Origin of the sequence: Sulfitobacter rhodophyticola, from assembly GCF_041281685.2 — a bacterium.
Lineage (GTDB): Bacteria > Pseudomonadota > Alphaproteobacteria > Rhodobacterales > Rhodobacteraceae > Sulfitobacter.
Window position 1 is genome coordinate 571,747 of sequence record NZ_CP166251.2, and the last position, 24,692, is coordinate 596,438.

Below are 24,692 nucleotides of genomic sequence, written 5' to 3' on the forward strand. Positions count from 1 at the left end.
CTTTGGCCCGCACAGTCAATCCAAGCAACAGCTCCTGAGGATACCTTTGGGAGCGGAGCAAGGATATCAGCCGTACGGGACTTTGCCGCCATTCCGCTCCGCGCCATAAATGACTGGATTGTGTCAAGCCCACGAAATTGGGTAGCTTGCTAACTCAGACCAGATCAGACCGAGTTGTGGGGCTTTTTGTGAACAACAATTCGACAATCATATTTTTCGCTAAAGTTGTAGGCTTTTCTTTTCTGATCGGACCTTTAATTGCCCTGTTCTCAGGCAACGTGGTCACTGACTGGCAACGTGTCCTTCTAAGCGGAGTTAGCGGAGCAATGATTGGCTCGGGCTGCGTTTTGCTTGAGTACTTTGCATTTTCAAACCGATCCATTCGTTGGCTCCGCGAGATACCTCTCATCATGGTAGTTGGCCTACGTGCGATTGCCTACAGCATCATTATTGTTGGCGGATTGGTTCTGCCGTCTTTGCTTTTCTTGGGGACCAGACTCTGGCTTGACCCAGATTTCTTTTTCAGTTTTTGGGTATCGATTGGCGTTGCAACTGGCTTGTCCATGTCAGGCGAGCTCTTCCAGCTACTAGGTAAGGAAGCTGCATTGGCAGTGTTCACGGGACGCTATCGCAGGCCACGCATTGAGCAACGCATTATCATGTTTGCTGACCTGACAGGCTCCACGGCGCTTGCGGAGAAATTGGGAGATTTGAGGTTCCATGAGCTTCTGGGTGATGTTGCCTATGATCTAGAAAAGCCCATCGTGACAACTGGCGGAGAGACGCACCGTTATGTTGGAGACGCTATCATCATCACATGGTCAATGGATAAGGCAGAGAATTTCGAGCGCTGCCTTTTGTGTGCCAAAGCTATGGTGCAGGCGCTCGAGGACAAAGCGAGCGGGTATATAGCGCGATACGGTCAATCGATGCGTATGAGAATTGCAATTCACTGCGGCCCCGTTGCCGCTGGCGAGATTGGTGCATGGAAGAAAGAAATATCGCTACTTGGCGACACCATGAACACCACGGCAAGAATTGAAAGTGCTGCAAGAAGGTTCGAATCGGACATTGTGGTTTCGGATGCGATCCGACGCGAGTTACCGAATGAATTGAAATCAAGGTTTGTCGGCCTGCCTGATTTCGCCGCGCATGGGAAGAAAGACGCGCTCAGGCTTTGGGCTCTTTGATTGAGTTCCCGATCCATAGGCTAAACACACCTGAATAACCCGAAGCTGGCGCGGTGCACATTTTGGCGAAGCTGCCGTTCGTTAATAATGCAGCATCAGTATGTGTTAGGCCCGAAACGGACAGTCCGCTTCGAGCCTTTCTGTCGCTGACCTGCAACATTCGCGGCAAAGGGCTAGCCACCTGTGCGGTGCGCCTTATGCGATGATTATGCGGACCCGCTCAGCTCAGGCTGTCGTCAATGCCCTTGCAGGCCTCAACCAGACCTTTCACAGCCTTGACGGAACTGTCGAACATCGCCTGTTCGTCCTTGTTCATGGAAATTTCCACGACCCGCTCAATGCCGCCTGCACCGATCACGGTTGGCACACCCACATAGAAACCCTTCAGCCCATAGGCGCCATCCACATATGCGGCACATGGCAGCACGCGCTTCTGGTCCTTGAGATAGCTTTCCGCCATCTCGATCGCCGAGGTCGCGGGCGCATAAAAGGCAGAACCGGTTTTCAGCAGGCCCACGATCTCCGCACCGCCATCCCGGGTGCGCTGCACGATGGCGTCCAGCTTGTCCTGGCTCGTCCAGCCCATTTTCACCAGATCAGGCAGCGGGATGCCCGCGACGGTGGAGTAGCGCACCAGCGGCACCATCGTGTCACCGTGGCCACCCAGAACGAATGCCGTGACATCCTTCATCGATACGTTGAATTCACTGGCAAGGAAGTGGCGGAAGCGCGCGCTGTCCAGCACACCCGCCATGCCGCAGACTTTCTCATGTGGCAGGCCCGAAAATTCGCGCAACGCCCAAACCATCGCGTCCAGCGGGTTGGTGATGCAGATCACGAAGGCGTCGGGGGCGTGCTTGGCAATGCCCTCGCCCACGGATTTCATGACCTTGAGGTTGATGCCCAGCAGGTCATCACGGCTCATCCCCGGCTTGCGGGCCACGCCGGCTGTCACGATGCAGACGTCCGCGCCCGCAATGTCAGCATAGTCCTGCGTGCCGGACATGGTCGCGTCGAACTTGGCCGCCGGACCCGATTCAGCGATGTCCAGCGCCTTGCCTTCCGGAATGCCTTCGGCAATGTCGAAAAGGACAACGTCGCCAAGTTCCTTCAGCGCGGCAAGATGCGCAAGCGTGCCGCCAATCTGCCCCGCGCCGATCAATGCGATCTTGGGTCTGGCCATGATATGTCTCCATCAGAGGTTTCGTTGGCGCCCGGATAGCGAATTGCGGGTCAGCCTGCAAGTTGCGCTTTGACGCGAAAGGCCGCCCGGATGGAGCGGCCCTTGCAATTGATAACCTCAGACGGCGTCAGCCTTGGTATTCTGGCAGCGCTTCGAGTTTTTCTTCAGTGCTGTCGATGTAGATGCGGAAATCATCGCCATCGATGCTCTTGAGAACCTGAAGTTCGTCGAAGGTCACTTCTACGGGCTTTTCACCCAGTCCCAGGAAGCCACCCACGTTGATCACGACGCGGTCAACTTTGCCGTTGTCAGCCATGATCAGGCGGTCGATCTCGCCCACGGTTTCATCCTTGGCCCCGTAGACATACGAACCCTGGATGTCCTCGGCAGTCATTTCCTGCATCTTTGCGGTCTCGACTTCGGCATAGCCTTCACGCTTGACCTGCGGACGGACCAGGACCAGCATGGAGTTGTTATGGTCCATGTCGGAGGCTTCGGTCTGCTCTGCATCCATGTTACGTTCGAACTTCGGCGCATTCTCCAGCACCTCTTTCGATGTGGTCACGACGAGGAAAGTGTCATTGCTGTCACCCTCTTCGCGGACGACCTTGATGGTGTCCATCGACACGCTCACATCATGTTCGCCTATGCCTAGAAAGCCGCCAACCCCGAGGATCACGGCGCGCACGTCGCCATCCGTGCTGATCAGGATGTCATTGATTTCGCCAATGTCGTCCCACTCCTGCTCGGCGCCATCGGCGACCATCGCGTCGTTTTCCATCTGGTTTTCGGAATTGTAGATCCGCATGCCGATCAGGTTTGAGGCGAACATGTCGCCGGTTTCGGCGGTCACATCGCCAAAGCCGCTGGAATGGGCATCCGCATAGGCGGCACCGGACAGTGTCAGCAAGACGGCCGTTGTACTCAGAAAGCGTTTCATCGTAGGATTTCCTCCATGGTTGTGTTGCGTCAGTTGCATGACACCACAACCAGCGGCGGCGGCCCTTGTTCCGTCCTGATGTGGGAAAAGGGACGTCGCTATAATCTAAGACATAATGACATTAGATTTGTTTTTCTTTCTGGTCGCAGGACCCGCTGTTGTCTTTGCCGGTATCTCCAAAGGAGGCTTCGGATCAGGGGCTGCATTTGCAGCGGCCTCCATCCTCGCGCTGGTCGTCGAACCAGGGTTGGCGCTGGGCGTCATGCTGCCACTTTTGATGCTGATCGACTTGTCGGCCCTGAAGCCATACTGGGGGAAATGGTCCTTGCCGGATGTCAAATTGTTGGCGCTGGGTGGGGTGCCGGGCGTGGCGCTTGGGGCGGCGCTTTATTCAGTTGCATCACCAGATGTGTTTCGCCTGCTTATCGGCGGCGTGTCGGTTGGTTTCGTCCTGTGGCAAGTGGCGCGGCGATCCGGCTTGCTCCGCATCGCGGCGCGCCGCATGCCGGACTGGGCGGGTGCCGTGATCGGGGTAACCGTCGGGTTCACCACTTTTGTCAGCCACGCAGGCGGCCCGCCCGCCGCGCTGTTCCTGCTGACCCGAGGGCTGAGCAAGACGCAATATCAGGCCAGCACGGTCCTGCTGTTCTGGATCCTGAATATCATGAAATTCGTGCCTTACGCTTTTTTGGGCATGTTCACGGTCCAGACGTTCACAGCCAATCTGGTGCTGGCACCCTTCGCGCTGCTTGGGACATGGCTCGGCGTGCGTGCGCACGCGCTGGTGCCGGAGCGGCTGTTCTTCGGACTGACCTATGTGCTTTTGCTGGTCACGGGCAGCAAGCTGATCTGGGACGGCCTGACCTGACGTCCGGGCGCTGCATACAAAAAAGACGGGCCGAAGCCCGCCTTCCCTGGAGTGATCTGTTGTAGCCGACTTTCAGGCGTCATTGCCCTTGGCGGGCAACGCCTCGGCCACCTTTTCAAATGACTGGCCAGACGCCACAAGGCAGGTCAGCCCGCCCGGCGACGTGACCGTGATCGACCATGTGCCGGTCTCGTCAGAGGCAAAGACCTCTACCATCGCATTGTTGGCTCCCAGACCGATGGACTGGCGGGTTTCGCCGTATCCTTCTGCCAGACGTTCGACCACGGCGGCACGCGGGGCGCAATTCCGGCTGCCCTGGGTGTGACCCTGAGTTGCAATGGTCATCAAGACAGCCGTGGCCGCGCCAAGCGCTGTCAGGTGAAGTGTATCAATCTTGCGTTTCATGCATCTTGCCTTCGTTCGAAAGGCGGCACCCCGGTCCTCTGGCCAGTCCGGGATTCTCCCGGTGGGGCCTGGGCGGCCTTGGTTTGACAGTTGGCTGCATGCCCGAACCGCATCATCGGCGGCCTGCCGATCCGGTCCTCCCCAAGGGATGCAACGCCACCAAACCTGACCCTGATGGTTGAAATAGAGGTTAATCGCGCGTGCGCAGCCCTGTTGCATTTGAAGTTTGCTGCGCTGCGGCGCGAATGGGCTTGAACTTTTCATCCAGAAATGCACCTGTGCGCGCAACTTTACGTCGCCGACCCGAAAGGCCGCTTCATGCCCAAGATCACTCGCCCGCTGCGCTCCGTTCTCTATATCCCCGGCTCCAAGATGCGGGCGCTGGACAAGGCGCGGACGCTGGCCTGCGATGCAATTATCTTCGACCTCGAAGACGCGGTGACGCCCGACGAAAAGACCGCCGCGCGCGAAACCCTTGCGGCAGCTTTTGCCGAAGGCGGCTATGGGGCGCGGCTCCGAGTGATCCGCATCAACGGGCTCGATACCACCTGGGGCTACGACGATGCACGCGCCGCTGCGGCGATGAAACCCGATGTGATCCTGCTGCCCAAGGTCAACAGCCCCGCCGATCTGGAGGCGCTCGCGGAAATCACTGGCGATATCCCGCTTTGGGCGATGATGGAAACGCCTGCGGGGATGCTGAATGCACCGGCCATCGCCGCGCATCGGCAGTTGCAGGCGATGGTGATGGGCACCAATGACCTTGCAAAGGATCTGCAAACCCGCTTCCGCGCGGACCGCCTGCCCCTGATGACCGGCCTTGGCCTTTGCGTTCTGGCGGCCAAAGCCCATGACTGTGCGATCATCGACGGCGTCTTTAACGCCTTCAAGGATGACGATGGCCTGAAGGTGGAATGCGATCAGGGCCGGGACATGGGGTTTGACGGCAAGACCCTGATCCACCCCGCGCAACTGGACGTGGCCAACGCGGCCTTTTCCCCCTCGGAGGCGGAAACCGAATTGGCCCGCCGCCAGATCGACGCTTTCGAGCAAGCCGAAGCCGCAGGTCAGGGCGTTGCCGTGGTCGACGGCAAGATCATCGAGAACCTGCATGTTGCCACGGCCCGCGAAACACTGGCAAAAGTGAAGGCAATCGCAGCCCTCAACGCGGAGTAAGCCCCATGTATCTGCTCATCCTCGGCCTGATCCTTTGGATCGCCGCACATTACTTCAAACGCTTCGCACCGGCACAGCGCGCCCGGATGGGCGAGGCAGGCAAGGGTGTCGTGGCGATTGTCCTTGTCGCTGGCCTCATCCTGATGATCCTTGGCTACAGGGCGGCGGATTTCATCCCCATCTGGACCCCGCCCACCTTCATGGTGCACATCAACAATACGCTGATGCTGATTGCCCTGTGGATCTACGGCTCTTCCGCCGCAAAAGGCGCAAAGGCATGGCCTGCCTACAAGACCCGCCACCCGCAACTGCTGGGCTTCAAGATCTGGGCGGCAGCGCACCTGCTGGTGAACGGTGATCTGGCCTCCATCCTGCTCTTTGGCGGGCTGCTTGGCTGGGCAGTTGGCAGTGTGATCCTGATCAACCGGGCAGAGCCTGACTGGACACCGCCCGCCCCCGCCGGACGCGCCACCTATATCCGTCTGGGTGTGATCACCATCGTGCTCTATGGCCTGATCTCGGCGATCCACATCTGGCTCGGCGTCTATCCCTTCGCGTCATAAGGAAGCCCCATGATACTCTACCGTTTCCTGTCAGCAGAGGACACCTCCGCCTTCTGCCACAAGGTCACCGAAGCGCTGAACAAGGGCTGGAACCTGCACGGCGGCCCCACCCAGACGTGGGACCATGCCGCTGGCGTGATGCGCTGCGGGCAGGCGGTGATCAAGGAAACCGATGGAACCTATACCCCTGACACCAAGCTGGGATCACACTGATGGCCAAGACCAACCCGGGGCGCTTTTTCGAGGATTATACCGTCGGCGAAACCATCCGTCACGCGGTGCCGCGCACCGTCAAGATGGGCGAACGCGCGCTTTATCACATGCTTTATCCCGCGCGCCATGCGCTTTATTCCTCTGACCAGTTCGCCCAGTCTTGCGGGCTGCCCTTCAGCCCGCTGGACGACATGATCGCCTTCCATGTGGTGTTTGGCAAAACCGTGCCGGATGTTTCCCTGAATGCCGTTGCGAACCTTGGCTATGCCCAGGGCCGCTGGCTGGCGCCGGTCTGGCCCGGTGACACGCTGCGCAGCCAGTCGGAGGTCATCGGCCTGAAACAGAACTCCAACGGCCGGACGGGCGTCGTCTATGTCCGCACCACCGGGCTGAACCAGCATGACGAGGCCGTGCTGGAATATGTCCGCTGGGTCATGGTGCGCAAGCGCGACACCGATGCACCTGCGCCCGAAACCGTCGTCCCCGACCTGCCGGATGCGCTGACCGCAGATCAGATTGTGGTCCCAAAGGGACTCGATTTCACGAACTACGACTTCACCCTCGCCGGGGAACCGCATCGGTGGCGCGATTACGAAGTCGGTGAACAGATCGACCACGTCGACGGCGTGACCATCGAAGAAGCCGAACACATGATGGCCACCCGTCTTTGGCAGAACACCGCGAAGGTGCATTTTGACACCTCTGCCCGCCCCGACGGGTCGCGCCTGATCTACGGCGGGCACGTGATATCCATGGCGCGGGCGCTCTCGTTCAACGGCTTGGCGAACGCGCAGATGGTGGTGGGATTGAACGGTGGTGCGCATGCGAACCCCTGTCTGGCGGGCGACACCGTACGCGCGTGGTCCCAGGTGCTGGACAAGGCCGAAACGGCTGCGCCGGGTGTCGGTGCGCTGCGCCTGCGGTTGGTGGCAACCAAGGGGGGCGATGCGTTTGCGTTGCGCGGTGAAGACGGCAAATACCTTTCCAATGTGCTGCTGGATCTCGATTATTGGGCGCTGGTGCCGATGTGACCTGACCGCAGCCGGGGCGGCGTGACCGATGTCAATGGGATCCCGGGCGCGGATGATACGTTTCCTCCATCACGCGAAGGAGGATAAATGCCCATGTTCCATACAATTCTTGTCGCCTACGACGGGTCCGATCACGCGCAGCATGCGCTCAAGACCGCTGCCGGTCTCGCCAAAATCCACGGTGCCGCGCTCCACCTTGTGCACACGCCGCAGATCGATAGCCCCCATATTGTGATCGGCGCCTTCATCAGCCAGCTTGAACACCCGCCGACGGCAGAACAGATCGAAGCGGCCGGGAAACACATCACCGACAAGGCTGTGCAAGAGGTGAAGGCTGAAGGCGTCAACGTCTCCGGCATCCACATCAGCAACGACAGCCCCGCGCCCTTCATCCTCGATACTGCCCAAAAGACCCAAGCTGACCTGATTGTTCTGGGCCGCCGCGGTCTGGGATCACTGACGGCGCTTGCGCTGGGCTCCGTCAGCCAAGCCGTTTCACACGGCGCGAAATGCGCCTGTTTGACCGTCATCTGAAAACGCATCCACCCCTGCGCATTGACATGAAAGCTGCGCAATCGCATAGCGTCACGTAATCGGCACAGGACAGGGGCAGAACATGAATGAAACCACCGAACATTCGCCCAAATCCTATGGCGTGGCCGTCACCTTGTGCGGCATCTTCGGCACGCTGGGCATTCACCACTTCTATCTGGAGGACTGGTGGCACGGCATTGCCGATCTGATACTCGTCGTGCTGACATTCACGTTCTTTTTCCAAGGCTATATCGGCCTGTTTTTTATCACGCTTTTGATTGATGCTGTTCATACAATCGTCATTTTCTACCTCCTAATTGTCGAGAACTGGCGAGATGGGCAGGGGCGTCTGATCGTCCTTGGAAACCCCACAGCTTGAAATGCACCTACACTGAGGAAAACTGAATGACTGACATGACCCAACCCACCACAGTAAGCGACAAGAAATTCGTCCCGGCGGTTCTGCTTTGCTTTTTTCTGGGCTCCCTGGGGGTCCACCGCTTTTACCTTGGCAAGATCGGGACGGGCATTTTGATGCTGATCACGCTTGGCGGTCTTGGCATCTGGACAATCATTGATCTGGTCCGGCTGGTTGTCGGCTCCATGGGCGACAAACACGGGCTGCCCCTTCAGCGTTGACACAGTGACTTGCGCAACCGTCCCGGTTATATCGGGGGGCGGTTGCACATACGCCTGAACCCCTGGTCCGGCGCATTGACCAGCAGGACGCCCGCGTCACCTCCGGCTGCCTGAACAAGCCCTTTCCTCAATTCCAAAAAACCGATTCGCGATACCGCGATGTACTTTGTGATCACACCATTTTCAGGTGTGATCACAAATGTCGCTTTTCTGTGGCCAAACAGAATTCCTTGGGCGAAGGATATTCAGAAAGCTGTAGCTTCATCGCTATATCACGACCGAACAGAACCAGACACGGGACCGTCTCACATGAACATCCACGAATACCAGGCCAAAGCCCTTTTGCGCAGCTACGGGGCTCCCGTTTCGGACGGGCGGGTCGTCCTCAAGGCCGAAGACGCCAAAAACGCGGCAGGGGAACTTGACGGCCCGCTTTGGGTGGTCAAGGCGCAGATCCACGCAGGCGGGCGCGGCAAGGGCAAGTTCAAGGAAGCCGATGCCGGGGACGCGGGCGGCGTACGCCTGACCAAATCGGTCGAGGAAGCCTCGCAGGAAGCCAAGAAGATGCTGGGCCGCACCCTTGTGACCCACCAGACAGGCCCCGTCGGCAAGCAAGTCAACCGCATCTACATCGAAGACGGCTCCGGCATCGAAACCGAACTCTACCTCGCGCTGCTGGTCGATCGTCAGACCAGCCGCGTGTCCTTCGTATGCTCCACCGAAGGCGGCATGGACATCGAAGAAGTCGCCGCCAGCACACCCGAGAAAATCCTCAGCTTCTCCGTCGATCCCGCCACCGGCTATCAGTCGTTCCACGGCCGCCGCATCGCCTTTGCGCTGGGTCTGGAAGGCAAGCAGGTCAAGCAATGCGTGGGCCTGATGGGGCTGCTCTACAAGGCGTTCATGGAAAAAGACATGGAGATGCTTGAGATCAACCCGCTGATCGTCACTGACGGCGGTGATCTGAAAGTGCTCGACGCCAAGGTCGCCTTTGACGGCAACGCCATCTACCGCCACGCCGACATCGCGGAACTGCGCGACGTGACAGAGGAAGACCCCAAGGAACTCGAAGCCTCCAAGTACGATCTGAACTACATTGCGCTGGATGGTGAAATCGGCTGCATGGTGAACGGTGCGGGTCTGGCAATGGCCACCATGGACATCATCAAGCTTTATGGCGCCGAGCCTGCCAACTTCCTCGACGTGGGCGGCGGGGCGACCAAGGAAAAGGTGACCGAGGCGTTCAAGATCATCACCTCGGACCCGCAGGTCAAAGGCATTCTGGTGAACATTTTCGGGGGCATCATGCGCTGTGATGTGATTGCCGAAGGTGTGGTGGCAGCCGTCAAGGAAGTCGGCCTCAAGGTACCGCTGGTTGTGCGTTTGGAAGGCACCAACGTGCAGCAGGGCAAGGACATCATCAACAACTCGGACGTGGATGTGATTGCCGCGGATGATCTGAAGGACGGTGCACAGAAGATCGTGCAGGCGGTCAAGGGGTGAAAGCGCAACCGGCATCCTTGATGTCGGCAAACGCTCTGTTGCAGCGTTTGGCACGGCGAAAGGCACCCCGTCAAAGCGGGCGTTATGGCGCGCCGTTGTCCTGGGCGTCCTTCGCATGTGTGTTCTTTTTGTCCGCAATGCCGCTGCCCGCCCTTGCCTCTGAACCTCACCCGGCGATCACCGCGTTCAACACGTGGTGCTTCAAGGCAGGCCAGACCGAAACGCAGGCCCGCGCCAATATGAACGCGGACAGCGCCCCTTTCACCCTCACCTTCTGGGACGACAGCCTTGAGCCGCGCCCGGCAGACGCCCCCAGAGGCGTGGAGCGGCGCTGCGAAGTGGCGTTTGAGGGCGACCACACCGACACGGCCATCACCGCCCTGCGTGCACAGATGGCGACACCGCCGGTCTTCGGCACCCCCATCCCTCTGCCCGACACCCACGCCGCGACACCATCAACCGCACTGATCGAGGGGCGCGAACTCCTACGGGGCCGCGTCGCCGTCGTGCACGTGGGCACTCGCAACGACAACACCGAAACCTTCATGGCTGTGGATCGGCTCTATGCCGGGCTCGGCCTGCCAAATTGATAACAAGGGACCTTTGAACATGACCTACCTGCGCGCCACATCCGCCATCGCCCTGACGCTGACCCTCGCTGCCTGCGGTGGCGGTGACATCGTCGTCCGTGATGGCCCGCAAGCCGTTCATCCCAGCCCCTTCCCCCTCGCCCAAGGCACGGCGACGCCAGCGTGCCATGACCACGACGACAAGGGCTGCCATGGTCACGCCTATGACGGCTCCGCCCCAATTGTAGATTAACCGCAGCGGCCTGCCCTGCATCTGAATTGAATACCAATAAAGGAGACGCCGCGAATGGCCGTACTCGTAGACGAAAACACCAAAGTCATCTGTCAGGGCCTTACCGGGTCGCAGGGCACGTTCCACACCGAACAGGCGATTGCCTACGGCACCAAAATGGTCGGCGGCGTGACCCCCGGCAAAGGCGGTCAGACGCATCTGGACCTGCCCGTCTTCAACTCCGTGCACGAAGCGCGCCATGTAACGGGGGCCAATGCCTCCGTGATCTACGTGCCGCCCCCCTTCGCGGCGGATTCCATCCTTGAGGCGATTGATGCCGAGATGGAACTGATCGTCTGCATCACCGAAGGCATTCCGGTTCTGGACATGATGCGCGTGCAGCGCAGTCTCGAAGGCTCAAAATCCCGCCTCGTCGGCCCCAACTGCCCCGGCGTGATCACGCCCGACGCGTGCAAAATCGGCATCATGCCCGGCCACATCCACAAGCGCGGCTCCTGCGGCGTGGTCTCCCGCTCCGGCACGCTGACCTATGAGGCGGTGAAACAGACCACCGATCTGGGCTACGGCCAATCCTCCGCAGTGGGCATCGGCGGCGACCCGATCAAGGGGACCGAGCATATTGATGTCTTGGAGATGTTCCTCGCCGATGATGAGACGCAGTCGATCATCATGATTGGTGAGATCGGGGGTTCAGCAGAAGAAGAAGCCGCCCAGTTCCTCGCCGATGAGCGCAAGAAGGGCCGCTGGAAGCCCACTGCCGGTTTCATTGCCGGCCGCACGGCCCCTCCCGGTCGCCGCATGGGCCACGCAGGCGCGATTGTCGCGGGCGGCAAGGGTGGTGCTGAGGACAAGATCGAAGCCATGCGCACAGCTGGCATCGTGGTGGCAGAGAGCCCCGCGACGCTGGGTGAAGCGGTGAAGGAAGCGATTGAGAAGGGGTGAGACGCGGTCAGAGCATAAGCGAGGCAATCGCTCCAGTGGAGCGATTGAGCGTCGAACGGGCGGAGCCCCGGCGCGGCTTCTGGCATATCGACCTAAGGGGCAGTGCCCGGGTCTTTGCGGGGTCAGACACTGTCCAGCAAGGCCGCCGGGCGGGCGCGTTTGTGCTCGTCTTGGCGTTCATTTGCGGACACACGTTCTCGGCTCATGCGGACACCTCCCAGAGGTCAGATGCCATAAGCAATGCTTTGATTTTCTGCGCCAAGTTAACGATCCACCCGGAAGATCAAAATATCGATCTCGCGCGAGCAGGATGGGTTGAGACCGCTGCGGCCGACTTGGACGATACTGCTGTGTCGGCACTGGCCGCGCGTAGCTTGGTCAATCAGTTCACCAACACAGCGGCAACGCCGCGCTGGAAGCCAACCTACGAAGCGATATTGCGTAACGCTTCGGGTGAACGCCATAAGAAGAATGTAGTCGGCGGTAACGTCACAAACACGTACTATATCCGCGATGATGATGCATCGTTATTTCATGTGCTTGAGACCAAGGTCGGAGACTGGAAAACCGCTAAATGCGCGATCGTTATATCTAAACCTCTCATGGACGGTTCTACACTAACGCTTCGCGCCGCAAGCGAGTTGCCCACACCAATTTTTTCTTCCCCCAATCAGGAATTTCTCAGTCAACAATTGCGAATATCGCAATTTGACCCAGCACGCGTCGCCTCGGCGATTGACGTTTCTTTCGCATTCGCAGCGATATTCGGAGTATCTACCCAATGACCGAACAACCCGCCAACGACCACTTCCACGCCTCCTCCTTCATGGAAGGCGACAACGCCGAGTACCTCGAACAGATGTACGCGCGCTATGCCTCTGACCCGTCGTCCGTCGATGAAGCATGGCACGTCTTCTTCAAAGCCTTGGGCGACGAACGCAAAGCCGTTGAAGCCGAAGCCGCTGGCCCCTCATGGGCGCGGCGCGATTGGCCCCCGGCTCCAGCGGGCGACGTTATGGGCGCATTGACGGGTATCTGGCCGGAGCCGGAAGAAGGCGAAGCGGCAGGCAAGAAAATCCAGGCCAAGGCGCAGGAAAAAGGTGTCTCGCTCAGCGATGATCAGGTGAAACAGGCGGTGCTGGACAGTATTCGCGCACTGATGCTCATCCGCGCCTACCGCATCCGGGGCCATCTGGCCGCTGATCTGGATCCGCTGAACATGCGTGACATGGGAAACCATCCCGAACTGGACCCCAAGGCCTACGGCTTCACAGATGCCGACATGGACCGCCCGATCTTCATCGACAATGTGCTGGGCCTTGAAATCGCGACGCTGAAGCAGATCGTCGACATCGTCAAAGCCACCTACTGCGGCACCTTCGCGCTGCAATACATGCACATCTCCGATCCCGAACAGGCCGGTTGGCTGAAAGAACGGATCGAAGGCTACGGCAAGGAAATCGCCTTCACCAAGAACGGGCGCAAGGCGATCCTGTCCAAGCTGGTCGAAGCCGAAGGGTTCGAGAAGTTCCTGCACGTCAAATACATGGGCACCAAGCGTTTTGGTCTTGATGGCGGCGAAAGTCTTGTCCCCGCGATGGAGCAGATCATCAAACGCGGCGGGCAACTGGGCGTGCAGGACATCGTCATCGGCATGCCCCACCGGGGTCGTTTGTCCGTGCTGGCCAACGTGATGCAGAAACCCTACCGCGCGATCTTCAACGAATTCCAGGGCGGCAGCTTCAAACCCGAAGATGTGGATGGCTCCGGCGATGTGAAATACCACCTCGGCGCGTCCTCTGACCGGGAATTTGACGGTAACGAAGTCCACCTGAGCCTGACAGCGAACCCGTCGCACCTTGAGGCGGTAAACCCCGTGGTGCTGGGCAAGGCGCGCGCCAAGCAGGATCAGTTGAACGATACCGACCGGACCGCCGTGATGCCGATCCTGCTGCATGGGGACGCGGCCTTTGCCGGACAGGGCGTCGTGGCCGAATGTTTCGCCCTGTCGGGCCTGCGCGGTCACAAGACCGGCGGTACGATGCACATCGTGGTCAACAACCAGATCGGTTTCACCACCGCGCCGCACTTCTCGCGCTCCTCCCCCTACCCCACCGACAACGCGCTGGTGGTGGAGGCCCCGATCTTCCACGTCAACGGCGATGATCCCGAAGCCGTGGTGCACGCCGCCCGCGTGGCCACCGAATTCCGCCAGAAGTTCCACAAGGACGTGGTGATCGACCTGATCTGCTATCGCCGGTTTGGCCATAACGAAGGCGATGAGCCGATGTTCACCAACCCGATGATGTACAAGAGGATCAAGGGCCACAAAACCACCCTCAGCCTCTATGCCGACCGCCTGGTCAAGGAGGGCCTCGTCCCCGAAGGCGAAATCGAGGACATGAAGGCCGACTTCCAGAAATACATGAATGACGAATTCGAGGCCGGAAAGGATTACCGCCCAAACAAGGCGGATTGGCTGGACGGCAAATGGTCCCACCTCGACAAGCAGAACAAGAAATACCAGCGCGGCAAGACCGCCATCGCGCCTGAAACCTTTGCTGAAGTCGGCAAGGCACTGACGACGGCACCCGAAGGTTTCCCCCTTCACAAGACCGTCGGGCGGCTGCTCGAAGCGAAGGCCAAGATGTTCGAGGAAGGCAAGGGGTTTGACTGGGCCACGGCGGAGGCGCTGGCCTTCGGCTCGCTGCTGACCGAAGGCTACAAGGTGCGTCTGTCCGGTCAGGACAGCGCCCGCGGGACGTTCTCCCAACGCCATTCGGCCCTGATCAATCAGGACAACGAAGAACGCTATTACCCGCTCAACCACATTCGCGAGGGGCAGGCACACTACGAAGTCATCGACTCGATGCTGTCGGAATACGCGGTATTGGGCTTCGAATACGGCTACTCGCTGGCAGAACCCAACGCGCTGACCCTTTGGGAGGCGCAGTTCGGTGATTTCGCCAACGGCGCGCAGATCATGTTTGATCAGTTCATCTCCAGCGGTGAAAGCAAATGGCTGCGCATGTCCGGCCTCGTCTGCCTGATGCCCCACGGGTACGAGGGGCAAGGCCCCGAACACTCCTCCGCGCGGCTTGAACGCTTCCTGACCATGTGCGGCGGCGACAACTGGATCGTGGCGAACTGCACTACCCCTGCGAACTACTTCCACCTTCTGCGCCGTCAGTTGCACCGCAGCTACCGCAAGCCCTTGATGCTGATGACGCCCAAATCGCTCTTGCGGCACAAACTGGCTGTCAGCACGACGGAAGAATTCACCACCGGCAGTTCCTTCCACCGGGTGCTTTGGGACGATGCGCAGCACGGAAATTCGGACACCAAGCTGGTCGCCGACAACAAGATCAAGCGCGTCGTGATGTGTTCGGGCAAGGTCTACTATGACCTGCTGGAAGAACGCGATGCCCGCGGCATCGACGACATCTACCTGATGCGGTTCGAACAATTCTACCCCTTCCCCGCGCAATCCGCGGTCAAGGAGCTGGAACGCTTCAAACAGGCCGAAATGGTCTGGTGTCAGGAAGAACCCAAGAACCAGGGCGCATGGAACTTCATCGAACCCAACATCGAATGGGTGCTTGGCCGCATCAACGCCAAGCACAAGCGCCCCAGCTATGCCGGTCGCGTCACCGCCGCCTCTCCCGCCACGGGACTGGCCAGCCAACACAAAGCACAACAAGCAGCCCTCGTTGACGATGCGCTGACACTCGAAGGAAAGTAAGTCATGACTGAAGTACGCGTGCCCACCCTCGGTGAATCCGTGACCGAAGCCACCGTCGCCACGTGGTTCAAGAAACCGGGCGATACCGTCGCCGTGGACGAGATGCTGTGCGAATTGGAGACCGACAAGGTCACCGTCGAAGTGCCCAGTCCCGTGGCAGGTACATTGTCCGACATCGTGGCCGCCGAAGGCGAGACCGTGGGCGTTGACGCGCTGCTGGCCAACATCAGCGAAGGGGACGCCGGGTCCACCGCCGCTCCCAAGGCGCAGGAATCCGCGCAGGATGCCGACGCCGACAACCAAGGCCCGCGCACGACAGACGCGGGCGGTGGTGGCGAAAAGGTCGACGTGATGGTGCCGACACTGGGCGAAAGCGTCACCGAAGCCACCGTCGCCACATGGTTCAAGAAGGTTGGCGACACCGTCGCGCAGGATGAAATGCTGTGTGAACTGGAAACCGACAAGGTCAGCGTCGAAGTCCCCAGCCCCGCCGCCGGGACCCTCACTGAAATCCTCGCCGAAGAAGGCAGCACGGTTGAGGCAAGCGCAAAACTCGCCGTCATTGCCTCGGGAGATGGCGCTGCGGCAGCAGCGTCCGCACAGGAAACCGCCCCTGCTCCCGCCGCAGCACAGCCCTCCGGCGGCAAGGACGTCGAAGACGCCCCCTCCGCCAAGAAGGCCATGGCCGAAGCAGGCGTCAGCCGCGATCAGATCACAGGCTCGGGCCGCGATGGCCGCGTGATGAAAGAGGACGTCGCCAAGGCCATCGCTGCAGGCACCTCCGCTGCCCCTGCCCCGGCCGAGGCTAAGCAGGCGCCCCGCGCCCCCTCCGCCGCTGACGATGCCGCCCGCGAGGAACGCGTGCGCATGACACGCCTCAAGCAAACCATGGCCCGACGTCTCAAGGAGGCACAGAATACGGCCGCCATCCTCACGACCTTCAACGAGGTCGACATGACCGAGGTGATGGCGATCCGGACCACCTACAAGGCGGATTTCGAGAAGAAGCACGGGGTCCGCATGGGCTTCATGTCCTTCTTCACCAAGGCCTGCTGCCACGCGCTGAAGGAAATTCCCGAGGTCAACGCCGAAATCGACGGCACCGACGTGATCTACAAGAACTACGTCCACATGGGCGTCGCCGCTGGCACCCCGACAGGCCTCGTGGTGCCGGTGATCCGCGACGTCGACAGCATGTCTTTCGCCGAAATCGAAAAAGGCATCAACGTCATGGGCAAGAAGGCACGCGATGGCAAGCTGACGATGGCGGACATGACGGGGGGCACGTTCACCATCTCCAACGGCGGTGTCTACGGCTCCCTGATGACCGCACCCATCCTGAACCCGCCCCAATCGGGCATCCTCGGCATGGCCAAGATCCAGGACCGCCCGATGGCCATCGGTGGTGAAGTCGTGATCCGGCCGATGATGTACATCTCGCTCAGCTATGATCACCGGATCATCGACGGCAAGGGTGCTGTGACGTTCCTTGTGCGCGTCAAGGAGATGCTGGAGGATCCACGGCGCTTGCTGATGGATTTGTGACTATAATGGCGGGGGGCCGTGGTCCGACTGGGTCCGCCCCCCGGTCAAATGCAAAGGCCTGACCATGACCGAACTTACCCTGCTCGCCGCTTACGGCATCCTCGTCCTGATCACCCTGCTTCTGCAGGTACTGGGCTCCATGCGGACCCTCTCGATGGGCTACCTGATGTCCGCGCGCGACGAACCACGCGGCGTGGGCAAGATGACCGCACGCATCAAGCGCGCGCTTGATAATTCGATCACCGCCATGGCGCTTTTCGCGCCCGCTGTGCTTCTGCTTGAGGTGCAGGACAAGACCGACACAGCGTCGCTGCTGGCGTGTCAGGTGTTCCTCCTTGCCCGCATCATCTATCTGCCGGTCTACGCGCTGGGTGTTCCCGCCATCCGCACGCTGGCATGGCTGGCCGGGTTTGCCGCCACTGCTATTCTCTACCTGCTCGCCCTTTGAAGCCTTCAAGAAAGGACCCTCGACCATGACACCCGAACTGACATATCTGCTGTGGGCCGTGATCCTGCTAATTGTCCATGCGCTTGTCCAGGCCACCTTCTCGGACCTTTCCAAAGGCTTGGGTTGGGCGCTTGGCCCGCAGGACGAGAATCGCGACCAGAACCTCGTTGCGGGGCGCATCGAACGTGCCTTGAACAACTACCTCGAAACCCTTCCTGCCTTCATTGCGCTGGCGCTTTTGCTGGCCGTGACGCAAAGCGGCACGGCAACTTCGGCACTGGGGGCAGCACTGTGGTTCTGGGCCCGCGTCGCCTACATCCCGGCCTATGCCTCCGGCATCCCGCTGGTCCGGTCCGTGGCCTGGTTCGCCTCCCTTGCGGGGCTCGTGATGATGATGCTCCCGCTCTTCTGAATGACCCCCGAACTCACCGCCCTCACCCTTGCAGCGCTGCTGCAGTGCCTGCAGTTCGTGGCCTACGCGATCCCCGCCAACCGCGACCTTGGCCCAGTCTACACCATGTCGGCGCGCGACCGGGAACCGTCGCGCGACATGGCACAGACAACCGCCCGGCTGGGCCGCGCCTATGACAACCACATTGAATGGCTGCTGCTCTTCGCAATCGCGGTCCTTGTCACGCAACTGTCCAACCAGAACACCCAATTCACCGCCACCTGCGGATGGATCTACCTTGGTGCCCGCATCCTCTACATCCCTGCCTACGCCTATGGTCTGAAACCCTGGCGATCGCTCATTTGGGCCGTGGGTTTCCTGGCAACCGCCTTGCTGCTTGTCGCCGCGCTGATCTAGCCCTTCCAAATGGCCAAAAAAACATACGAATGAATTTGGTGGGGGCGGCGCTTGCGCCGGAGGGCTGGCCCCCATACCCTCCCCTCAACCCACACGACCTTCCCAAGGAGACACCCAATGTCCAGCTATGACGTCATCATCATCGGGTCCGGCCCTGGCGGCTATGTTGCCGCGATCCGCTGCGCACAGCTGGGGCTGAAAACCGCCTGCGTCGAAGGGCGTGACACGCTGGGCGGCACCTGCCTGAACGTCGGCTGCATCCCCTCCAAGGCGCTGCTGCACGCGAGCCACATGCTACACGAAGCCGAGCACAACTTCGCGGAGATGGGGCTCAAGGGCAAATCGCCTTCCGTCGACTGGAAGCAGATGCTGACCTACAAGAATTCCACCATCGAGACGAACACGAAAGGCATCGAATTCCTGTTCAAGAAGAACAAGATCGACTGGCTCAAAGGATGGGGTTCCATCCCGGAGGCGGGCAAGGTCAAGGTCGGCGACGACGTCCACGAGGCGAAGAACATCATCATCGCCACCGGGTCGGAGGCCGCATCCCTGCCCGGTGTCGATGTCGATGAAAAGGTCGTGGTCACCTCCACCGGTGCGCTGGAACTGGCCAAGGTGCCGCGGTCGATGGTGGTTATCGGTGCAGGCGTGATCGGTCTGGAACTGGGCAGCGTCTATGCCCGTCTGGGCGCGGATGTGACGGTGATCGAATACCTCGATGCGATTACGCCGGGCATGGACCCCGAAGTGCAAAAGGTGTTCCAGCGCACGCTGAAAAAGCAGGGTCTGAAGTTCATCATGGGCGCCGCCGTGCAGGGCACGGAGGCGCTTAAGACCAAGGCAAAGGTCACCTATAAGCTGCGCAAGGACGACAGCGAACACCAGTTGGACGCCGATGTGGTGCTCGTGGCCACGGGCCGCGTCCCCTACCACGACGGACTTGATCTGGAAAAGCTCGGCATCCGCCTGACCAAGCGCGGCCAGATCGCGATCACCAAGCAATGGGAAACCGACGTCAAGGGCATCTACGCCATCGGTGACGTGACCGAAGGACCGATGCTCGCCCACAAGGCAGAAGACGAAGGCATGGCCGTCGCCGAGGTCATCGCGGGCAAGCATGGCCATGTGAACTACGGCGTCATCCCCGGTGTGATCTACACCCACCCCGAAGTGGCCAACGTCGGAGAGACCGAGGCCACCCTCAAGGAAGCCGGTCGCGCCTACAAGGTCGGCAAGTTCAGCTTCATGGGCAACGCGCGGGCCAAGGCGAACTTTGCGGGCGACGGCTTTGTGAAGATCCTCGCGGACAAGGACACCGACCGCATCCTGGGCGCCCACATCATCGGCCCGGCCGCAGGCGACCTGATCCACGAGGTCTGCGTGGCGATGGAATTCGGCGCATCCGCACAGGACCTCGCCATGACGTGTCACGCACACCCCACCTATTCGGAAGCGGTGCGCGAAGCCGCACTCGCCTGCGGGGATGGGCCGATCCATATGTAGCGGGGGCCGAAGCGGCAATTCGCTAAAAATTTTAATAAAATCAACGGTTTCGCGCGCGAAATCTCGCATCAATATGCATGGATTGGCGAAAGCAAGCAGGCCAATGAAACCTGCTTGCATCGTGTTTTATGTCGCCGCCTCCACATCTTCCGGCGCGGCACGTTGGAAGACGATCCCGCAGTTCCTCTGGATGCTCGCCTTCTCCAGCGCCTCCAGTTCGCCTTTCAGCCGGGCCAATTCCGATGCGGTCTGCTTGTCTCCCTTGATGAAGAACGCGGCGGGCCAGAAGATCACCAGCGCCACTCCGGTCGCCACGGCATCACTCTCCGCCTTCTTGTTCTGCACGCCTGATACTTCGCCCACACGGCTGCTGACGCGGCTTGCTTCCTGTGCGATCTGCTTGCACGAATACCCCTGATAGGTCAGCGGCGACACATAGGCCGCCGTTACGTTCTCAGCCTTTTGTGCACAGCCTGCCATAGCGACGGCGGCAACACTCGTTAATATAGTAATTTTTCTCATTCTTTAGCCTTATGGTTGTCGTTCGTCAGGATGGCTTACCATCTGCCGAAACCATTTCCATAAGCTTTCGAAAACCGGGGAATGACCGTTTCTCGACTGTGGCAATGTTGCCTACCACATGGTCTTTTCAGCCCGTGCGCCCCATGCGTCATCGTAAGGCGCGCCGCCTTCCTCGCCTGCGGTCATCTCTGCCAGAATCTCCCCCACACTGGGTAGATCCGCACTTTCGTCGAGACCCTTCCACGTACCCGCCCGCATCAGGGCGCGGGCGCATTGGGTATAAATCTCCGCGATCCCGACCACGATCACCGTGGCGGGCAAACGTCCTTTCTTTTCAAACCGACTGCGCAAATCCGTGTCATCCGTCAGGAAGGCATTGCCATTCAGCCGCACCACGTTGTTCGACCCCGGCACCATGAACATCAACGACACCCGCCCGTCCGCCACGATGTTGCGCAGGCTATCAAGGCGGTTGTTCCCGCGCCAATCCGGCATCGCCAGTGTCCGTGCGTCCAGTTCCAGCACGACCGGGCCATCATCCCCGCGCGGGCTGCCATCGGTGCCTGCGGGACCGACCGTACTCAGGATGCAAAGCTTTGAGGACATGATCCACTTGCGATAAAGCGGCGTCATACGGGTGGCTACCTTGCGCAGCGATGGCGCCCCCGGCGTGCCGTACAACCCCTCCAGTGTGGCGATATCCTCAATCCGCTGCACGCCAGCCTGCCTCGTTCAAGAGTGCGTTCGACGTCGTCTCTACCCGGTCTTCAAGCTGCGCCATGAAAGCATCCCGCCCCAGACCCGGTGGGATCGGTTCAAGAAAATTGACCACGGCAACCCCGGGCCGCCGGTAAAGCCCGCGCCGGGGCCAGAAATAACCCGCGTTGGTGGCCACCGGCACGCAGGGCTGGCCCAGTTGTTCATACAGCACCGCCGTGCCGACCTTGTAGGGAATGTAGGCCCCCGGGGCCACGCGCGTGCCCTGCGAATAGATCACGATCTGCCCCGGCTCGATCTGGCCCGCTTCCACATCCGCGATCATCTTTGATATCGCTTTACCACGCTTGCCGCGATCAACCGCGATCATCTGCATGCGCTTGGTGTACTGGCCAATGATCGGGGTCCAGAGGATCTCTTTCTTCATGATGAACTTCGCCCGCGGCAAGGCATGAAAGATGATCATGATATCGAGGAATGACTGGTGCTTCGCGGCGATCAGCACCTCACCTTCGGGCACCATGCCACGTACCTCGCAGCGCAGCCCGATGATCCAGCGCGCAGTCCACATGCACCAGCCCGCATAGGCCTTGCAAGCCGCATAGGCCCCCCGCTTGGAGAACATCGCCCAGGGCGCAAATCCCAGACCAATGATCGGCATCGCCACTGTCGCCTGCACGATATAGACGATGGAGCGGACCCACTGGAGCATCAGGTCAGCCCTTGCAGCGTGCGCCGGGCCGCCATGCGCGTGGCCCCGAAGGCGACCGCCGCCGCCAGCGGCGGGATCAGCAGCGGCAACACCCAGTGTACGCCCTGAAACCCAAGCCCGGTCAAAAAGCCACCCACATCGGAGGCCCGCGGCAGCAGAGTGACTGCAATCAGTCCCAGTACCGTGCCGGCCGCCGCCCCGGCCAGCGCGCGCAGCGTAAACCGCCGGATGAAAGCCTGCGCGATATAATCGTCCTGCGCCCCCACCAGCCGCAAGACAGCAATCACCTGCGCGTTGGCGGCAAGGGCGGCATGTGCCGCCAGCGTGATCATCGCCGCCACCGCAGAGGTGATCAGCAGGATCGACACCCACCCCAGCAACCGCAGACGGTCCGCCGCCTGCACCAACGGCGCGCGCCAGCGCCCATGATCATCCAGCACCGCCCCCGGCACTTCCGCCGACAGCCGCAGGCGCAGGCCAACCGGGTCAATCCCCTCGCCTTCCTCGATCACTTCGATCAGGCGCGGCACCGGCAGCGCGTCCAGCGCCAGATCGGGTCCGAACCACGGGGCCAGCAGTGCCTGCTGTTCGGCATCGCTCAGCGCCCGCGCGCGGGCAACGCCTGCTGTCGTTTCGAGGATCCTCAACGCCGCGTCGGTCTGCGCTTGCCGCTGTTCCAGCGGTGCCACGATCCGGATGGTGGCAGAACGGGCTAGCTCCTCACCCCAGCGGTCGGCCAGACGGCCCGCCGCCAGCGACAGGGCCATCGCAAAGACAGCCAGGAACGCCATCGCTCCGGCGACAAAGACGGTCAGTTGCGCCGTGAAGCCCGACGGCGGCACCACCCGGTCCGCCTGACGGTCGCCTGCGAAAAGCGCGCGCAGGTTCTGCAAAAGCTTGCCACCCGGTTTCACAAATCCGCCCCCGCCAACTGGATACGCCGGTTCGCGATGCGCAGCACGCGGGCCTGAACATGGGCCTTTGTGGCGCGGATCAGGCTAAGATCATGGGTCGCGATCAACACGGTCTTGCCCATCTTGTTCAATTCGATCAGCAACCGCAGAAGGCGTTGGGACATCTCCCAGTCAATGTTGCCTGTAGGTTCATCTGCCAGCACCACATCGGGCGACATGATCACCGCCCGCGCCACGGCGGCGCGCTGGCGTTCGCCGCCCGACAGCTCCGGCGGCATCGCATCGGCACGGTTCGTCAGCCCAACCCAGGACATCAATTCGTCGAGGTCGCCGTTCGCAGCGTCATTGTGACGCCCCGAGACCATCAGCGGCAGCGATACATTGTCAGACACGCTCAGGTGATCAAGGAATTGCACATCCTGATGCACCACGCCGACCCTGCGGCGCACCGCCGCGATATCGTCGCGGTCCAGACCGCGCACATCGGCATCGAACAACCGGACATAGCCCGCCGTGGGCAGCAGCGCGCCATAACACAGCTTGAGAAGGGTGGTCTTTCCGGCGCCCGAAGGCCCCGTCAAAAAATGAAAAGATCCAGGGGCCAATTTCAGCGAAATATCCGACAGCAATTCGCCACCGCCATAGCTGTAGGCCACATTTTCCAGCTCGATCACGAAACCACCCTGTCTTCTCGCGACTGTTGTGCCTCAGCACCGCTGGGGATTCAATCCGTCACTTGACCACGCGAAGCGGGATTATCGCTTTTCTCACGGAAATCTTAATCCTATGCTGCAGATCAAAACCAATATGTGGCCATAAACGAGCAACGGAATACAAGATGAGGCTGACCTGCCCCAATTGCGACGCCCAATATGAAGTCCCGGATGACGTCGTTCCGACGTCAGGTCGCGATGTTCAGTGCTCCAATTGCGGTCAGACATGGTTCCAGCATCATCCCGATCACCTGCCCGAGGAAGAGGCAGAGGACCTCGAAGAACTGCTGCAAGAACCAGATACACCCGACCCCGATGAGGAGGTCGCCCCCCCGCCACCGCCGATACCTCCGAAGCCGATTCAACGGGAGCTGGATCCGGCCGTGGCCGACATCCTGCGGCAGGAGGCAGAAGCCGAACACGAGGCGCGCAAGCGCCGTCAGGAGGCCGATCAGGACCCGCTGGAAAGCCAGCCCGATTTGGGCCTCGATCAGGCGGAGCGGCCGGAGACCGACGACGGGTACGTCCCGGCGCATGACGCGGAGAATGACACAAACGCCTCCGACGATCCGGATGACGCGGACACACGGTCATCCCAGGCGCGCAGCCGTATGGCGCGGATGCGCGGAGAACCTGTACCCGAAGCGGACCTTGCTGGCGCGGCCGTGTCATCCCGTCGTGAATTGCTGCCCGATATCGAGGAGATCAATTCAACCCTGCGCAGCGAAGATCAATACGAGGACGATGCAAACTATTCCGAAGAAGAGGACGCGCCGCTGCCGCGTAAGCGCAGCGGGTTCCGCTCCGGTTTTCTGCTGATCGTCGTACTGTTTGTGATTGGCACGCTGATCTACGTCTTCGCACCGCAATTGGCGAACGCGGTGCCACAGCTTGATCCGATGCTGTCCGGCTTCGTCGCGTGGGTCGATGGGATGCGCATGTGGTTGGATGGACAGCTTGAGGCCATCGGCAACTGGCTGAACGACAAGGCAGCACAATCAACGAATTAAGCGCCGTCTTGGGTGCAAGACCTGCCCGTAGCCCGATCCTGACGTG

The 24,692-nt window shown here is 60.5% G+C and carries 29 protein-coding genes; 21 read left to right on the forward strand and 8 right to left on the reverse strand.

Translation table 11 applies throughout. The features are described from left to right. Window positions 1-188 precede the first annotated feature (188 nt). Complete coding sequence (locus tag AB4X18_RS03805; protein ID WP_432817103.1) at window positions 189-1,190, forward strand: adenylate/guanylate cyclase domain-containing protein; 1,002 nt, start codon at window positions 189-191, stop codon at window positions 1,188-1,190. 220 nt (window positions 1,191-1,410) lie between these two features. On the opposite strand, the gene mdh is transcribed toward AB4X18_RS03805, so the two are convergent. Both mdh and AB4X18_RS03815 read right to left on the reverse strand, forming a co-directional pair. After that, a complete protein-coding gene (gene mdh / locus AB4X18_RS03810; RefSeq protein ID WP_370402355.1) occupies window positions 1,411-2,373 on the reverse strand; it encodes a malate dehydrogenase in 963 nt (320 codons plus the stop codon). A 127-nt stretch (window positions 2,374-2,500) separates the two neighbouring features. Beyond that, window positions 2,501-3,313, reverse strand: a complete 813-nt coding sequence (locus AB4X18_RS03815) for a PRC-barrel domain-containing protein (RefSeq protein ID WP_370402356.1) — start codon at window positions 3,311-3,313, stop codon at window positions 2,501-2,503. Window positions 3,314-3,425: 112 nt separating this feature from the next. Between AB4X18_RS03815 and AB4X18_RS03820 the strand changes: the two genes are divergently transcribed. After that, entirely contained in the window at window positions 3,426-4,181 is a 756-nt protein-coding gene (locus AB4X18_RS03820) for a sulfite exporter TauE/SafE family protein (RefSeq protein ID WP_370402574.1), read from the forward strand. Window positions 4,182-4,253: 72 nt separating this feature from the next. On the opposite strand, the gene AB4X18_RS03825 is transcribed toward AB4X18_RS03820, so the two are convergent. Then, window positions 4,254-4,586: a hypothetical protein gene (locus tag AB4X18_RS03825; RefSeq protein WP_370402357.1), complete on the reverse strand. Its 333-nt coding sequence runs from the start codon at window positions 4,584-4,586 to the stop codon at window positions 4,254-4,256. A 318-nt stretch (window positions 4,587-4,904) separates the two neighbouring features. Here AB4X18_RS03825 and AB4X18_RS03830 point away from each other — a divergent pair, with 318 nt between their 5' ends. From AB4X18_RS03830 to lpdA, 18 genes are all read left to right on the forward strand, one after another. Next, window positions 4,905-5,762 carry an HpcH/HpaI aldolase/citrate lyase family protein gene (locus tag AB4X18_RS03830; RefSeq protein ID WP_370402358.1) on the forward strand — a complete coding sequence of 286 codons (858 nt, stop codon included), beginning with the start codon at window positions 4,905-4,907 and terminating at the stop codon, window positions 5,760-5,762. 5 nt (window positions 5,763-5,767) lie between these two features. Beyond that, window positions 5,768-6,325, forward strand: coding sequence for an NnrU family protein (locus AB4X18_RS03835; RefSeq protein WP_370402359.1), 558 nt, complete (start codon window positions 5,768-5,770; stop codon window positions 6,323-6,325). Between the two features lie 9 nt (window positions 6,326-6,334). Beyond that, on the forward strand, window positions 6,335-6,538 hold the full coding sequence (locus tag AB4X18_RS03840) for a DUF1737 domain-containing protein (protein WP_370402360.1): 204 nt from the start codon (window positions 6,335-6,337) through the stop codon (window positions 6,536-6,538). Next, window positions 6,538-7,569 (forward strand): MaoC family dehydratase, encoded by a 1,032-nt coding sequence (locus tag AB4X18_RS03845; protein WP_370402361.1) that lies wholly within the window; start codon window positions 6,538-6,540, stop codon window positions 7,567-7,569. The genes AB4X18_RS03840 and AB4X18_RS03845 overlap by 1 nt, the downstream gene beginning before the upstream one ends. A 93-nt stretch (window positions 7,570-7,662) precedes the next feature. Continuing rightward, complete coding sequence (locus AB4X18_RS03850) at window positions 7,663-8,103, forward strand: universal stress protein (RefSeq protein WP_370402362.1); 441 nt, start codon at window positions 7,663-7,665, stop codon at window positions 8,101-8,103. Window positions 8,104-8,185: 82 nt separating this feature from the next. Further along, entirely contained in the window at window positions 8,186-8,482 is a 297-nt protein-coding gene (locus tag AB4X18_RS03855; RefSeq protein ID WP_370402363.1) for an NINE protein, read from the forward strand. Between the two features lie 26 nt (window positions 8,483-8,508). After that, window positions 8,509-8,742 (forward strand): TM2 domain-containing protein, encoded by a 234-nt coding sequence (locus AB4X18_RS03860; RefSeq protein WP_370402364.1) that lies wholly within the window; start codon window positions 8,509-8,511, stop codon window positions 8,740-8,742. A 309-nt stretch (window positions 8,743-9,051) separates the two neighbouring features. Then, on the forward strand, window positions 9,052-10,245 hold the full coding sequence (gene sucC / locus AB4X18_RS03865; RefSeq protein ID WP_370402365.1) for an ADP-forming succinate--CoA ligase subunit beta: 1,194 nt from the start codon (window positions 9,052-9,054) through the stop codon (window positions 10,243-10,245). A 20-nt stretch (window positions 10,246-10,265) separates the two neighbouring features. Beyond that, a complete protein-coding gene (locus tag AB4X18_RS03870) occupies window positions 10,266-10,835 on the forward strand; it encodes a hypothetical protein (RefSeq protein ID WP_370402366.1) in 570 nt (189 codons plus the stop codon). 19 nt (window positions 10,836-10,854) lie between these two features. Continuing rightward, on the forward strand, window positions 10,855-11,067 hold the full coding sequence (locus tag AB4X18_RS03875; protein WP_370402367.1) for a hypothetical protein: 213 nt from the start codon (window positions 10,855-10,857) through the stop codon (window positions 11,065-11,067). A 54-nt stretch (window positions 11,068-11,121) separates the two neighbouring features. Beyond that, a complete protein-coding gene (gene sucD, locus AB4X18_RS03880; protein ID WP_432817104.1) occupies window positions 11,122-12,009 on the forward strand; it encodes a succinate--CoA ligase subunit alpha in 888 nt (295 codons plus the stop codon). Window positions 12,010-12,053: 44 nt separating this feature from the next. Then, window positions 12,054-12,794 (forward strand): hypothetical protein, encoded by a 741-nt coding sequence (locus tag AB4X18_RS03885; protein ID WP_432817105.1) that lies wholly within the window; start codon window positions 12,054-12,056, stop codon window positions 12,792-12,794. Continuing rightward, on the forward strand, window positions 12,791-15,751 hold the full coding sequence (locus tag AB4X18_RS03890; RefSeq protein ID WP_370402368.1) for a 2-oxoglutarate dehydrogenase E1 component: 2,961 nt from the start codon (window positions 12,791-12,793) through the stop codon (window positions 15,749-15,751). The genes AB4X18_RS03885 and AB4X18_RS03890 overlap by 4 nt, the downstream gene beginning before the upstream one ends. Before the next feature lie 3 nt (window positions 15,752-15,754). Further along, window positions 15,755-17,296 (forward strand): 2-oxoglutarate dehydrogenase complex dihydrolipoyllysine-residue succinyltransferase, encoded by a 1,542-nt coding sequence (gene odhB, locus AB4X18_RS03895; RefSeq protein WP_370402369.1) that lies wholly within the window; start codon window positions 15,755-15,757, stop codon window positions 17,294-17,296. Window positions 17,297-17,360: 64 nt separating this feature from the next. Continuing rightward, a complete protein-coding gene (locus AB4X18_RS03900) occupies window positions 17,361-17,744 on the forward strand; it encodes an MAPEG family protein (protein ID WP_370402370.1) in 384 nt (127 codons plus the stop codon). 25 nt (window positions 17,745-17,769) lie between these two features. Beyond that, window positions 17,770-18,156 carry an MAPEG family protein gene (locus AB4X18_RS03905; protein WP_370402371.1) on the forward strand — a complete coding sequence of 129 codons (387 nt, stop codon included), beginning with the start codon at window positions 17,770-17,772 and terminating at the stop codon, window positions 18,154-18,156. Then, entirely contained in the window at window positions 18,157-18,552 is a 396-nt protein-coding gene (locus AB4X18_RS03910; protein WP_370402372.1) for an MAPEG family protein, read from the forward strand. 117 nt (window positions 18,553-18,669) lie between these two features. Then, window positions 18,670-20,058: a dihydrolipoyl dehydrogenase gene (lpdA, locus tag AB4X18_RS03915; RefSeq protein WP_370402373.1), complete on the forward strand. Its 1,389-nt coding sequence runs from the start codon at window positions 18,670-18,672 to the stop codon at window positions 20,056-20,058. Window positions 20,059-20,184: 126 nt separating this feature from the next. On the opposite strand, the gene AB4X18_RS03920 is transcribed toward lpdA, so the two are convergent. From AB4X18_RS03920 to AB4X18_RS03940, 5 genes are all read right to left on the reverse strand, one after another. Beyond that, complete coding sequence (locus tag AB4X18_RS03920; protein ID WP_370402374.1) at window positions 20,185-20,580, reverse strand: hypothetical protein; 396 nt, start codon at window positions 20,578-20,580, stop codon at window positions 20,185-20,187. Window positions 20,581-20,691: 111 nt separating this feature from the next. Further along, entirely contained in the window at window positions 20,692-21,297 is a 606-nt protein-coding gene (locus AB4X18_RS03925; protein WP_370402375.1) for a pyridoxamine 5'-phosphate oxidase family protein, read from the reverse strand. Next, a complete protein-coding gene (locus AB4X18_RS03930) occupies window positions 21,284-22,009 on the reverse strand; it encodes a lysophospholipid acyltransferase family protein (RefSeq protein WP_370402376.1) in 726 nt (241 codons plus the stop codon). Before AB4X18_RS03930 ends, AB4X18_RS03925 begins: the two co-directional genes overlap by 14 nt. Next, complete coding sequence (locus tag AB4X18_RS03935) at window positions 22,009-22,923, reverse strand: cell division protein FtsX (protein WP_370402377.1); 915 nt, start codon at window positions 22,921-22,923, stop codon at window positions 22,009-22,011. The genes AB4X18_RS03930 and AB4X18_RS03935 overlap by 1 nt, the downstream gene beginning before the upstream one ends. Further along, entirely contained in the window at window positions 22,920-23,597 is a 678-nt protein-coding gene (locus tag AB4X18_RS03940) for a cell division ATP-binding protein FtsE (RefSeq protein WP_370402378.1), read from the reverse strand. Before AB4X18_RS03940 ends, AB4X18_RS03935 begins: the two co-directional genes overlap by 4 nt. A 164-nt stretch (window positions 23,598-23,761) precedes the next feature. On the opposite strand from AB4X18_RS03940, the gene AB4X18_RS03945 reads away from it, so the two are divergent. Continuing rightward, a complete protein-coding gene (locus tag AB4X18_RS03945) occupies window positions 23,762-24,646 on the forward strand; it encodes a zinc-ribbon domain-containing protein (RefSeq protein ID WP_432817106.1) in 885 nt (294 codons plus the stop codon). Window positions 24,647-24,692: the final 46 nt, after the last annotated feature.